The sequence below is a fragment of the Roseomonas sp. KE2513 genome, assembly GCF_016107305.1.
Taxonomy (GTDB): Bacteria; Pseudomonadota; Alphaproteobacteria; order Acetobacterales; family Acetobacteraceae; genus Roseomonas.
In genome coordinates, this window is record NZ_RCVR01000040.1 from 1 (window position 1) to 12,475 (window position 12,475).

Annotated in this window: 10 protein-coding genes and 6 pseudogenes; 8 read left to right on the forward strand and 8 right to left on the reverse strand. The window is 65.0% G+C overall.

Annotated elements, in window-relative coordinates:
- Positions 1-93: 93 nt before the first annotated feature.
- The 3 genes and pseudogenes from D9599_RS25025 (at position 94) to D9599_RS25035 (ending at position 2,618) form a co-directional block, all read left to right on the forward strand.
- Entirely contained in the window at positions 94-1,149 is a 1,056-nt protein-coding gene (locus D9599_RS25025; RefSeq protein WP_198384027.1) for a hydroxyacid dehydrogenase, read from the forward strand.
- Between the two features lie 106 nt (positions 1,150-1,255).
- Positions 1,256-1,423, forward strand: a pseudogene (locus tag D9599_RS25030) (IS630 family transposase); the annotation flags it as partial.
- A gap of 388 nt (positions 1,424-1,811) precedes the next feature.
- Entirely contained in the window at positions 1,812-2,618 is an 807-nt protein-coding gene (locus tag D9599_RS25035) for a C45 family peptidase (RefSeq protein ID WP_232480886.1), read from the forward strand.
- Between the two features lie 31 nt (positions 2,619-2,649).
- Here D9599_RS25035 and D9599_RS25040 read toward each other — a convergent pair.
- From D9599_RS25040 to D9599_RS25050, 3 genes and pseudogenes are all read right to left on the reverse strand, one after another.
- A pseudogene (locus tag D9599_RS25040) lies at positions 2,650-3,356 on the reverse strand (IS6 family transposase).
- Positions 3,357-3,425: 69 nt separating this feature from the next.
- Complete coding sequence (locus D9599_RS25045; protein ID WP_198384029.1) at positions 3,426-4,688, reverse strand: ferritin-like protein; 1,263 nt, start codon at positions 4,686-4,688, stop codon at positions 3,426-3,428.
- A 120-nt stretch (positions 4,689-4,808) separates the two neighbouring features.
- Positions 4,809-5,153, reverse strand: coding sequence for an acyl-CoA thioesterase (locus D9599_RS25050; RefSeq protein WP_198384065.1), 345 nt, complete (start codon positions 5,151-5,153; stop codon positions 4,809-4,811).
- A 327-nt stretch (positions 5,154-5,480) separates the two neighbouring features.
- Between D9599_RS25050 and D9599_RS25055 the strand changes: the two genes are divergently transcribed.
- Entirely contained in the window at positions 5,481-6,191 is a 711-nt protein-coding gene (locus tag D9599_RS25055; protein ID WP_198384030.1) for a cation:proton antiporter, read from the forward strand.
- On the opposite strand, the pseudogene D9599_RS25060 reads toward D9599_RS25055, so the two are convergent.
- A pseudogene (locus D9599_RS25060) lies at positions 6,188-6,526 on the reverse strand (transposase); the annotation flags it as partial. The gene D9599_RS25055 and the pseudogene D9599_RS25060 sit on opposite strands and share 4 nt — an antisense overlap.
- Positions 6,527-6,645: 119 nt before the next feature.
- Here D9599_RS25060 and D9599_RS25065 point away from each other — a divergent pair.
- Positions 6,646-7,939 (forward strand): annotated as a pseudogene (locus tag D9599_RS25065) (IS110 family transposase).
- Between the two features lie 234 nt (positions 7,940-8,173).
- Here the strand turns inward: D9599_RS25065 and D9599_RS25070 are convergent.
- Positions 8,174-8,392: pseudogene (locus tag D9599_RS25070) on the reverse strand (DDE-type integrase/transposase/recombinase); the annotation flags it as partial.
- Positions 8,393-8,512: 120 nt separating this feature from the next.
- On the opposite strand from D9599_RS25070, the gene tnpA reads away from it, so the two are divergent.
- From tnpA to tnpC, 3 genes are all read left to right on the forward strand, one after another.
- The gene (gene tnpA / locus D9599_RS25075; protein ID WP_232480887.1) at positions 8,513-8,938 is read left to right on the forward strand and encodes an IS66-like element accessory protein TnpA; all 426 of its coding nucleotides are present in this window, start codon (positions 8,513-8,515) and stop codon (positions 8,936-8,938) included.
- On the forward strand, positions 8,935-9,285 hold the full coding sequence (gene tnpB, locus D9599_RS25080; protein WP_198384032.1) for an IS66 family insertion sequence element accessory protein TnpB: 351 nt from the start codon (positions 8,935-8,937) through the stop codon (positions 9,283-9,285). Before tnpA ends, tnpB begins: the two co-directional genes overlap by 4 nt.
- 113 nt (positions 9,286-9,398) lie before the next feature.
- Positions 9,399-10,934, forward strand: coding sequence for an IS66 family transposase (tnpC, locus tag D9599_RS25085; protein WP_232480890.1), 1,536 nt, complete (start codon positions 9,399-9,401; stop codon positions 10,932-10,934).
- Between the two features lie 18 nt (positions 10,935-10,952).
- Here the strand turns inward: tnpC and D9599_RS25090 are convergent, their stop codons facing one another.
- From D9599_RS25090 to D9599_RS25100, 3 genes and pseudogenes are all read right to left on the reverse strand, one after another.
- Complete coding sequence (locus D9599_RS25090) at positions 10,953-11,183, reverse strand: DUF6429 family protein (RefSeq protein WP_198384034.1); 231 nt, start codon at positions 11,181-11,183, stop codon at positions 10,953-10,955.
- A 149-nt stretch (positions 11,184-11,332) separates the two neighbouring features.
- A pseudogene (locus D9599_RS25095) lies at positions 11,333-11,961 on the reverse strand (IS3 family transposase); the annotation flags it as partial.
- 50 nt (positions 11,962-12,011) lie between these two features.
- Complete coding sequence (locus D9599_RS25100) at positions 12,012-12,446, reverse strand: thioesterase family protein (protein WP_198384035.1); 435 nt, start codon at positions 12,444-12,446, stop codon at positions 12,012-12,014.
- Positions 12,447-12,475: the final 29 nt, after the last annotated feature.

A 12,475-nucleotide genomic window follows, 5' to 3' on the forward strand; every position in this document is an offset into this window, starting at 1 on the left:
TAGGCTTGGCATGCCCCAACAGGAGTTATCGGTCCGTATGGGCTGGCAGGGCTGATGGCGGTGGCCGGAGGCCACGACAAGGGAAGAGACAGCATGACCGAGAAGCCAAAGAGGCTGGTGTACTTCGAAGAATGGGTCGATCCAGTGGCCGAGGCGATACTGGCCGTCGAGCCCGATATTGACTTACGACGTCTACGCTATGCCGACCCACGATCCGTCAACGATGCCGCGCTGGCCCGCGCCCACGGCTACCAGGTGCAGGCCCGGACCGAGTTGCAGGACCCTTGGTTCGGCGATGCTGCGCTGATCTCTCGCAGCCCATGCCTACTTGCCATGAGCTCGACCGGCGCGGGTTACGATTACATCGAGACTGAGGCATGCACCGCGGCTGGGATCCTCGTTCTCCACCAATCCGGCAGCAACCTGGAAGCCGTGGCTGAGCATGCACTGGGGATGATGCTGGTCTTGTCCAAGCGGATGGTCATAGCGGACAAGATGTTGCGCCGAGGCGACGCGGTAGACAGGTATGCGCTACAGGGCAACGACATCCTCGGCAAGACGGTCGGCATTGTCGGTCTGGGGCTGATCGGACGGCGGCTGGCTACCCTGTGCGGCGGCCTGTTCGGCATGCGGGTGCTAGCCTACGACCCTTACTTGGACTCGGCGGAAGTCAGCGCTAGGGGGGCGGAAAAAACGACGCTGGAGGCGCTCCTGGCGCAGTCCGACTTCGTGTCAGTCCACTGTCCGCGCAACGCCGAGACTCTCAACCTCTTCCGTGCAGCTGAGTTTGAGCGGATGAAGCCAACGGCCTACTTCATCAATACCGCGCGTGGCGGCATCCACGATGAAGCTGCCCTGGCTCAGGCGTTAGTAGATAAGCGACTTGCCGGCGCTGGCATCGACGTCTTTCTGAAGGAACCACCACCCGCCGAACACCCATTGTTGCGCTTTGACAATGTCATCGCTAGCCCGCACACCGCCGGTATCACTGCAGAAGCGCTTCGCCAAATGTCCGCCATGGCGGCACAGCAATGGATCGATGTCTTGGCTGGGAAGGTGCCGTCGCGCTTGGTCAATCCTGAGGTCTGGCCGCTCTATGCAGGCCGCTTCGAGCAGTTGATGGGGCATCCTCCGGATCCACTGCCCTGACGCCCGATAGAACTGGCGCCGCTGCGGAATGCACCTCGCAAACCTTCTTGTGCACTGACGCAGACGTAGGATTCACAAGGCAGCGCTGCTCTGGAAGTTTCACGGTATGGCCCAGACCGTCAGCGTCATTGTTGGAACTGAAAATCGCGCGCGGCTTGCAGCGATCCTTGGCGACCGGAACTGCCCGCTCAAGCATGTGCAGCGGGCGAACATCGTCCCCCTATCGGCCGAGCAGCTGACGGTCCTGGAGGTGGCACACCGAGTGGGTGTGAGCTCTGTAGGGCGGTCCAATTTCAGGCCACGGGGCGGAGTAAAACTAGGCCACTTCACCAACCCCTGGCAGATGCAGCGGACCCGCCAAGAGCTAATCTGCTCAAGCCCTTACGGCAAATCCGAGATTGAAATCATGGGGGCTGGAGAGCTCGCCGTAGGGCGGGTAAGTGGCCTGAAATTCGACCGCCCTCTACATCCGTCCTCGCGTCCGCCACAACCAGTATGTTCCCGCCAGCCGCCGTCGCATGCTTCATCTCCGTCGCGCGACAACCGTGCTCTCCGTCCTCGCGGCAGGGTAAGCTCACAGCGTCAGCCGGCGCGAGGCGGCAGCTCTGGCGCGATCGCTGACAGAACCCGCAGTGCGCGGAACCCAACGATAGAGGCGATCCATGAATTCCCTTTCGAAGCCGACATTCACCTATCGGCGCCGGAGCGACCGGCCCCATCTGCTGCTCGACGCTACCGAAGCGGCAGAGCGTGGGAGACAGCGTGCCTCCCTGCTCGGGGACGAACTGCTCGGCGGTCTCGAGGCCTACGAGGCCTTCTTCGCGAAGGCCGGACTGGACCGGGAGACGATCCAGGCCGCCTCGGGGCGCGTCATCGACGATGTCGGGGCCTGGCGGCCGCGGATCGTGGAGGAGATGGACGGCATAGCCAGTGAGGCTGGTGTCGATCCCTGGCAGATCGCTGCTCTCAATGCACGAACCGAACTGCTCGGCATGGCCACCAATGGTGCACCTGGCGAGTGCAGCACCCTGATATACGCTCCCGTAGGTCGCAGCACGGAACGGACGACAACACCGTTCGGCGTCCAGACCTGGGACTGGAACGAGGAGCTCAACGACTACTGGCATACCCAGGCCGTGAGGGGATACGTCCACGACTACGTGGGCATCACGGAACACGGGATCCTCGGGAAGATCGGCGTCAACAGCGCGGGTCTCGGCCTCTTCCTCAACATCCTCGCCCAGCAGGACGACGGCGTAGGCGGCATACCTGTCCACCTCCTTGCAGCCACGATCCTGGAGGAGGCAGCCACGGTCGAGCAGGCCATCGAACTGGCGCGCGCGACACCCATCCGGAGTTCCACGGCCCTGACCGTCGTCGATAGGCAGAGGGCGGTTTCCATCGAACTGTCACCGTCCGGGGTCTTCGAGGTCGGACCTTCCAATGGCCTTGTCAGGTTGGCGACGTAGGACGCAAGGAGCACTCGAGCTGGCGCCACCCTCAGATAGTTGGTGCAGTTCTGGTCACATCGCGCCAGGCGCTGAACGCGGCATTGCGGACCTGGCGGTGTTGGTCGGCAGTCAGGCGGTGACGACGGAGTTGGAAGTGGTTGTGGATCCGGCTGGGGGTGGAGAGGAACCGTTGAGCGTGGCGCGGCGACTTGAACCGCTGCATCTGCCGTTCTCGCCGTCGTGTCGGCCGGTGTGACACCTCGGCGCGGTTGTTGAGATAGCGGCTCTGCCGATGCTCCACCCCTGGTAGGATCTCGCGCTTCGCAACGCCGTAGCTCCGAAGTTTGTCGGTGACGATCACGCGGGGAACGTACTCCAGCCCCTTCAGCAGCTTGCGAAAGAACCGCTTCGCGGCTCTGGCATTGCGTCGGCTCTGAACCAGGATGTAGAGCACATTGCCGTCCTGATCCACCGCACGCCCGAGGTAGTGCAACATGCCGCGAATGCGGATGAACACCTCGTCCATGAACCATTTATCGCCTGGCCTTGGCCGCCGCCGCTTCAGCTCGTTCGCGAACAGCCGGCCGAAGCGCAGGCCCCACTCGCGGATGGTTTCGTAGCTGACGACAATACCGCGTGCAGCAAGGATCAGCTCGACGTCACGCAGGCTGAGGCTGAGCAGTGGTACAACCACACTGCATGCTGGATGACCTCGGCTGGATAGCGGAAGCCTCGGTACGGATTAGGCGAGTTCATGCGGTGCAGGCTGCCACGGCCCTCCGGTCCCGCCAACCTGACAATGCCTATCGAAGGGATGCAGCACGTTCAGGAAGACGCTTGAAGAGAGAATGCTTCAGCAAGTCGATCGAGGCTTGCGCTCAAGGCGCTCGGCAGTTGAGGAATGGTTCGCGCAGCATCAGCCAGATCTCGCATTCGCTCACGTATGAGCTGTTCCTCGACACGTCCGTCGAGCAGGGGCTCAACCCCACGTAACATGGTGAAGCTCATGCCAGCGTTCACACCGGGTGTGGATAGGCTCGCAGGCAGGCGCGCAAGCTGATCGGACGCACCCGCTAGCGTATGCATGAGCTCGATGGCGGCTGAGATCAGCGTCTTCTGCTCAAGAACTGGCTCCGAACCTGCTCGGCCAAAGCTTTGCACAAGGAGGCGTAGCAGCAAGCCATAGACCGAGCAGGTGAAATCTAGCAGTACCGCAGCCTCTGGATGGTCGACAAAGACCTTATCCTCGGGGCTTGGTGGAAGCCGGAGCACAGGATTGTCTGCGACGGGCCATGCGGGTGCAAAGGAGGGGTTCCCACGAGCGAGTTCCTCAAATTCGCTCTGAATGCTCAGAAAGCTTCGGTAATGCGAATCCTCCTGCTCCTCTGGTGACCCTTCACCTTGTTCGATGATCAAGTCGATTGCGGTGCAAGCCGCTTCTAAGGAAGCGATCTTGGTCACCCCTTGGAAATCGACCACGTCAGGCCCAACCTGCCGTTCGGCACCGCCCAGAAACAGCCCGCCCTCTCCAAGATGGCTTGCGAGCGAAATGAGGTTTGCGCGGATTGCCTCGTAGAGGTGTCCGATCGTGGTGTAGTCCTGCGCACTCGGCATCAGGCCGCGGACGGCTTGCTCACGGCCGTAGCTCTCCTGACTGAAGGTTCGATTATCCTCGCCCGGAGATCCTTGCGGACGTTCAAGGAAGATAAAGTGCTCCAGCGTCTCGCGCGAGAAGCCGGTGAGGCGGACAACGACCCCCGAAGGAAAGTACCCGGGCGCGACGGGAAAGTTCGGTCTGGCGAAGTGGGGCCGGCCGCCAACCGCAACAGTCAGGTTTGCCACCATGAGAAGATGGCCCATTTCTTCGACCGCCACGTTCATGATGGTCTTACGCCACCGATCCACAGTTGAGGCCTCGGTTGTAAAAAGCCCTTCCCTCTCCCCACGTCTGAGGCTGAAGGCAGCGTAGAGATAGCTGCACATGAGGGTGTGCTCGATCTCCGATGCCTCGGCGAGCAGGTGAAGGAGTTGCTCCCGGCTTCCCGTAACGACTGCCGGCTCCGCCACAGGATCTATCTTGCTGTTCATTTGTGCCCGGCTTTCAGCTTACTGATTGCAAATAGCCGGTCTCGACAAAAAGTGGCTTGGCGAAGCTCTGCCGAAGGCCCTGGCACATGTCAGACGGCTGCGGATGTGGGGCCTCGATCGTCATCTCGCCTCTGACGCTGGGAGGTCACGCGGGCGACCCTCCTCGTCGATCGCAACGTACGTGAAAACGCCCTCGGTCACCTTCTCTGCAGGTTTGCCGCCACGTTCGCGAGCCCAGGTTTCAATCCTGACGGCAACGGACGATTTGCCCATTTCCTGCAGCGTACAGTAGCAACTGACCTCGTCGCCGACCGAAACGGGCCGCAGGAAGCGCATGGCGTCGATGCTGACGGTCGCCACGCGTCCTTCCGCGTGCTCGGCCGCAAGGGTACCCCCGGCCAAGTCCATCTGCGACAGCGTCCAGCCGCCGAAGATGCTGCCTCCGGCGTTGGTGTCACGTGGCATGGCGATCGTCCGCAACTGTGCGCCGCCGGGGATCTCGGGGGGCTTTCCGGTCAATGCTCGGTTCCTCTGCTGGAAGACGGTCGCTCGGTGTGGGTATTTGAACGCTGCCTTTCCCCTCGCTGCCGCATAGCAGAGGCTGCAGACATCCAGGGGAACGCGCCCACCACGATCGGGTTATCAAATCCGACATCATGCCGAGAAATTCGGCCGCTGCCCCGAGGTTAAGGAGCACAGAGGCCAAGTTGTCGCGGAGGAGCTATCCCGGTCGCCCTGCGTTTCCTCTGTCACGGCTGAGCTGCCGAGGGTAGCCGGGACAGGAGCGCCAGCATGGGCACCGTCGAGTTTATCGCCCTGCTTCTGGCCGGCATTGGACCGCTCCTGGCGCTGGCGCACTTTCTTAAGCTTCCCGCGACAGTGCTCCTCTTCGGTGCGGGGCTCACGGCTGGGTTCCTCCCCGGCTCCGCACCCATCCGGGTGGACCCGGACCTCGCGATCGGGCTCTTCCTGCCGCCAGTCATCTACGCCGCTGCCGTCCGGATCACGCCGCACCTCCTGCGCCACCTCTTTCTGCCGGGCGTCATCGTCGGGGTGGCCGTCTCGCTCCTGACGGTGCTGGGCGTTGCCGCCCTCTCGCGCTACGTCCTTCTGCCGGGCATCACATGGACCGCGGCCCTCCTCCTCGGCGTCGTTGCCGCGCTCTTCGACACGCGGCTGTTCCAGGAGGCCAAGGGCGCGCCTCACGTACCCCGTGCTCTCACAGACGCGCTGAAGGCCCGGGAGATGGCATCACGCATCGTGGCGCTGACCGCCCTCGCCCTCGTCACGGGCGCCATGCGAGAGGGTGCGGCACCAGAGGTGACGGAGGCGGCCCTTGACGTGGCCTGGGCTCTCGCCGGTGGCGCGGCGGCCGGCTTCATCATCGGCCGCGCCGTGCTGTGGCTCCGTGATCGGGCGGGACCAGCGCCGGTCGAGATCGCGGTTTCCCTTGCCGCGCCCTACCTGACCAGCCCCCAACGAGTGGTCCGGACGAAAAGTTAGTGCAGCATTGTAGCTGGCTGTGGAGGTGACCCGGTCGGGACAGGATTGCCGGGCGGCGTCGGCATGCCAAGCAAGACGACCTCCGGCGCAGGTGGCCGGTAGCCCAAGGATGAGTGCGGGCGAACGGTGTTGTAGTGCACCCGCCATTGCTCGATCAGGACGCGGGCTTCGGCCAGTGTGTTGAACACCTCGGCGTTCAGCAGCTCGTCGCGGAGCTTGCCGTTGAAGCTTTCCACATAGCCGTTCTCCCATGGGCTTCCCGGCTCGATGTAAGCCGTCTTGGCACCGACGCCGCCGATCCAGCCCTTCACGACGTTGGCGGCGAACTCGGGCCCATAGCACATCGGGAAGGTTGAACCGGATCTGGGTATGACCCGGTTCAAAGGCGGCCACGGCCGGCCAGCGAGCCTCCACAGTGATGGTGTCCAGCCACACGGAGAGGAGCCGACCGGCCATGACGAGGCCCCAGCCTACACCCCCTGCGACGGTCCTTGTCGCCATCGATGTCGCCAAGCTCGGGAACGAGGTGCTGATCGAGGTGCCCAAGGCCCGGCGGCGGCGTAGGATGACGGTAACCAACAGCCGTGCCGAGCACGACCGACTGGTGGCCGAGCTGCACGCCCTGGAGCGCCCGGTGACCGTCGGCCTCGAGCCGACTGGGCACTACCACCGCCCACTCGCCTGGCGGCTGGTGCAGGCGGGCTTCGACGTGCGGCTGATTTCTTCGGTGGCCCTCGCTCGGACCAGGGAGGCGCTGCACAACGGCTGGGACAAGAACGATCCCAAGGACGCCCAGGTGTATCCTGCACATGCTGCGGATCGGCGCGGCCAAGCCCTACCACGACCTGCTGGAGCACGGGATCAACGACATCTAGGAGCTGTCGATGACCCATGAGGTGGTCTCCAAGGCCAAGACCCAGGCGCTCCACCGCATCCAGACCCACTACCTGCCCCTGTACTTCCCCGAGGTCGACCGCTTCCGGAACAACACCCGCAGCGACTGGTTCATTGCCCTCCTTGAGCGCTTTCCCGTGCCGGCCAGCATCACCGCCCTCAGCAAGGAGGCCTTCGTCGCCACTGCCTGGGACCTCGCCGGCCGCAAGGTCGCCAAGGCGCGCCTGCTCGGCGACATCTACGACACCGCCCAGACCTCCATCGCGCTGCCGATCCCGCCCGAGGCGCCTGCCATCACCATGTTCCGCCTCGTCATCGCCGAGGCACGGCACCTGATTGCCCAGCGCGACACCATCGAGCGGCTCGCGGGCGAGCTGCTGGGCGAGCACGCCGACTTCCGGCGCCTGCAGCAGGTGCCGGGCATCGGGCCGATCAACGCGCTGGCCATCCTGGCCGAGGCGGGTGACCTGCGCCGGTTCGGGCATCACCGGCAGTTCCTGAAGTTCTGCGGCCTGGATCTCGCCACCCACCAATCCGGCCAGTTCCGCGGCAAGACCAAGCTGTCCAAGCGCGGCAATGCCCGCCTGCGCCGGACGTTGTGGATGGCCGCCCAGGTCGCCATCCGTCAGCGGGAGAACAGCTTCGGCGCCAAGTTCGAGCGCTATGTCGCCAAGGACCGGGACGATCCGGACCTCCGGCGCAAGGCGTTCACAGCGATCACCGCCAAGATGGCCCGCGTGGTTCACGCGATCATCAAAGGCGGTGTCGACTACCGGCCCTTCGTCGAGGGGCCGGTACCAGGTGGAAGAACCCCTCTCTATCGGAGCCGTGAGGGCGCATCCGCGACCCTGTAGATAATGTTCGGGTCTTCCACCTGGGTCTGCATCTCGTCTCGAGGACGGTGAGGGCCGCGGCGGTCTCTACAAGGACGTGGGGGCCGCCGACGGACCCTGTGTTTGCTATGGTCGAGAGCTCCCCCATCGCGGTGGAGGCCACCTGGTTTTGTGTTGCTGCGCGTTCTGACGTCAGTGCAAACTGGCGATGGAGACTTGTTGGCCAAAGCGTCCCACGCCTTCCCGTTCTAGGACGTTGTCCGAACGAATGTAGCCAGGTGTGCCGCGCAGGATGAACAAGTCGCTCAGGACATCGATCACCTCGGCGGAGCCCAGCTTGCGCCCGACGCGGATGCACAGGCACTCGCGGGTGAATTCGTCTACGACATTCAGCATCCGGATTTTGCGCCCGTCCCGAGTACGGTCCTCCACGAAGTCATAGGCCCAGACCTGATTTGGCCGCTCCGGACGCAGAGTAAGCGTCGCGGCGGCGGCACATTGCGGCGCGGGATAGTGCTGTGATGCAAGTGCGGGATGGGCAAGACGCTGCCACCGCGGGTCACAGAGGTTGAGGACGCTCCTACGATTGATCGTATGAGCGTGCGCGGGGCGCCGATTGAGGTGATCACCCGCGGCGAGCGGCGGCGGATTTGGACGCCGGAGCAGAAACGCGACATCGTCATGGAGAGCCTGGAGCCGGGCGGCTCGCCGGTCGCGGTAGCGCGGCGGCACGGCATCGGCAGTGGCCTGCTCTACACCTGGCGTCGGCAGCTGGTGGAGGACCATCTCAAGGCGGTGCTGCCCGCGTCACCGAGCTTCGTGCCGGTCGCCGCGCTGGCCGACGGTGAAGGCGCGGCAGCCGATCAGCCGGTGCCTCAGGTGGCCTCCTCGGACGCGATGCCCGGTGCTGTGCCAGCCTCGATCGAGATCGTGCTGCCCGATGGTGTGACGGTGCGGGTGGGGGCGGCGGTGGACGAGGCGGTGCTGCGCCGCGTGTTGTCTGCACTGGGCCGCCGATGATCGCGCCGCCTGCTGGATTGCGGATCCTCCTCGCCTGCGGCGTGACCGACATGCGCAAGGGGATGACGGGCCTGGCGATGCTGGTGCAGCAGGGCCTGGCGGAGGACCCGTTCGGCGGGGCGGTGTACGCCTTTCGCGGCCGCCGGGCCGGACTGATCAAGCTGCTCTGGCACGATGGGGTTGGCCTGTGCCTGCTGACGAAGCGGCTGGAGCAGGGTCAGTTCGTCTGGCCGACCACCACCACGACGGGATGCATTGCCTTGTCCACGGCGCAGTTGGCGGCCCTGCTCGACGGCTGCGAATGGCGAGCACCGGTGCCGCGCCGCAGGCCGGAGCTGGCCGGGTAACAGGGCTGCGATTCGGCTGGAAACGGTAGCTCCGACGCGGCGGCATCCGCCATCATCAGGGCGTGCAGATCGACCTCGACACGCTGCCCGATGATCCCGCCATCCTGCAGAGGATGCTCCGGGAGGTGGTCGCCGCCGCGGCGCATCAGCACGATGCGCTGCATGCCGAGAACGACAAGCTCCGGCTGCTGATCCAACGCCTGCTGCGGCACCAGTTCGGCCGCCGGTCGGAACAGCTCAGCCCGGACCAGATGCAGCTGGGGCTTGAGGATCTCGAGCAGAGCATCGCCGAGAACCAGGCCGGGCAGGATGCGGCGGAGGCCCGGGAGGGGCGCCGCCGCCCGGCGCCGCCCCGGCGCAACCACGGCGCCCTGCCCGAGCATCTGCCGCGCTACGAGGTGCTGATCGACGTCGCATGCCGCGACTGCCCCTGCTGTGGCGGCGCGCTGCATGCCATCGGCGAGCTCCGCACCGAGCAGCTTGACATCGTGCCCGCCCAGCTGCGGATCCGCGTCACCCGCCGCCCCCGCTACGCTTGCCGAGCCTGCGAGGGCACTGTGGTGGTGGCGCCCGCACCGGAGCGGCCGATCGATGGTGGCATGGCCACCGAGGCGCTGGTGGCGCATGTGGTGGTCAGCAAGTTCTGCGACAGCCTGCCGCTGTACCGCCAGTCGCGGATGCTGGCGCGGCAGGGCGTCACCCTGGACCGCTCCACCCTGAGCAACTGGGTCGGCCGGGCCTGCTGGTGGCTGACCCCGCTCTACGACCTGATCCTCGGCACGGCGCTGTCCGCGCCCAAGCTGTTCGCCGACGACACGACGCTGCCGGTGCTCGACCCCGGCCGCGGCCGGACCAAGACCGGACGGCTCTGGTGTTACGCGGTCGATGACCGGCCGTGGTGCGGTCCAGGGCACCCAATCGCGGCCTATGCCTACACCGAGGACCGCAAGGGCCTGCGCCCCGCCGGGCACCTGGCAACGTTCCGGGGCGTGCTGCAGGTGGATGGCTATGCCGGGTTCAAGCGGCTGGCGGGCGACCGCGCCGACGGCTCGGTCACCCTCGCCTTTTGTTGGGCCCACATGCGTAGGTACTTCTACGAGTTCCACGCCTCCACCGGGTCACCGCTCGCGGCCGAGGTGCTGGCGCAGGTCCAGGCGCTCTACGCCATCGAGAGCCAGATCCGCGGTCATCCTGCCGAACACCGACAGCAGGCGCGGCAGGCGCGAAGTCGACCCCTCGTCGAGGCCCTGCATGCCTGGCTGCAGGCCCATCAGGGCCGCGTCTCCGCCGCCTCGGATCTGGCCAAGGCCATCCGCTACGCCTTGCGGCATTGGCCGGGCCTGACCGTGTTCCTCGACGATGGCCGGGTCGAGATGGACTCCAACGTGGTCGAGCGCGCCATCCGTCCGGTCGCCCTCAATCGCAAGAACGCATTATTCGCAGGCAGCGATGGCGGGGCGTGGCACTGGGCGATTGCGATGACGCTCCTCCAGACCGCCAAGCTGAACGGCATCGACCCGCAGGCCTGGCTCACCGACGTGCTGGAGCGCATCGTCTCGGGGCGGACAAAGGCCGCCGAGCTGGACACCCTGCTGCCATGGAACTGGCAACCGAGCAATTCAAACAGGACACCCGAACTGGCCGCGTGAGCACGGCGCGTGAACCCGTCATCCGGGCTTGCTGAAAAGCTGATCAAATAACCGCTTGCTCTCAGCCAAGCCTTCATCGGTGAGCACCACCGATCTGGCCTTGCCAACCGGATCACCGATCATCCCCTTACGATGAAGGCGACCCAGTGCGTCCCAGTCATGGCCCTTCCAGGCCCTGAAACCATCGTGCAAGGTCAACTGCAGCAGAGCTAAGACCGCATCGTCGATCTTGTCAGTATCGACGTCCATCTCCGTGGCTCCGGTTCGTCGAAGACCGGGGATCGTCAGACCGAACGACCCGTTACGTCAATCAAGATAACCTCGCAGCTCTCGCCGTCCCAGCGCGGGAGCAACACCACCGCACGCTGTCAACTCACATCCGGCCTGTCGCCGACGCAACGCTTACGACGCAGACGCACGCACGAGCCGTCGTTCAGCCACAACCGCCCCCGCTTGGGCTGTCGGGAGGGCACCTTCAGGCCCTCACGACGCCAGATCCGCTCTACACGCTTGTGGTTGCACGCCCAGCCCTCGATCCGCAGCAGGGCCGTGATCCGCCGGTAGCCATACCGGCCATACAGCCGAGCCCAGTCAGTAATCGCCACCGTCAGCGCCGCCTCGTCGTCGGCCGCCCTCGGCACCTTGCGCTGCGTCGAACGGTGCTGACCCAGCACCTTGCAGGCAAACCGCTCCGAGACGTCCAGCTTGGCCGTGACATGCGCAACGCATGCCCGGCGACGAGGGGCGCTTACCAGTTTCCCGAGGCGGCTTCCTTCAACACCAGCTTTTCCAGCGTCAGGTCAGCCACTGCCCGCCGGAGACGGCCGTTCTCCTGCTCCAACACTTTCAGTCGCTTCACCTGGTCCAGCTTCAGCCCGCCATACTCGGCACGCCAGCGATAGTAGGTCGCCTCCGTCACTCCGATCGCCCGAACCGCATCGACCACCGGCTTGCCCTGGCCTGTCAGCACCTCAACCTGCCTCAGCTTGGCGACGATCTCCTCCGGCTTGTGGTGCTTGCGTGCCATCCCATACCCCTCCGACATACCGCCGGACTCTCATCTCCGGCGGCCCACTTCTAGGGGGGCAGGTCATCCCCCCGGAGCTTGGCTGCGATAGGTCCTGGTACCACGATGGCTCGCAGCCCCTCCCCTCCCGGCCCGGCCATGGCCCAGATTCTAACCTGATGGCCTTCCGCAACCAGAGTTTCGCCCTTGTAGAACCTGTGCAGGACGCGAAACGCACGCCCACTGCCGATCTCTGGTGGGGCAATACGGTGATCCAGCAGGTCGCCGTACTGAGCCGGAGCTCGGAAGGCGCATCCGATGTCCACGAGAGGCGAGCTGCGGAAGTTCGGATCCATCGCCTCCATTGCCCTGAAATCCACGCCTCGGACGAGCGCTAGGTCGTGGAAGCCCTCATCCATCCAACGCACATAGTGCGCGTGGAAAACGATGCCGGCAGGATCGCAGTCGTTCCATCGAACCGGGATGGAGCGAACGAAATCACTCATGTCCTGGTCTCCGCAATAGAGGGCGAAAT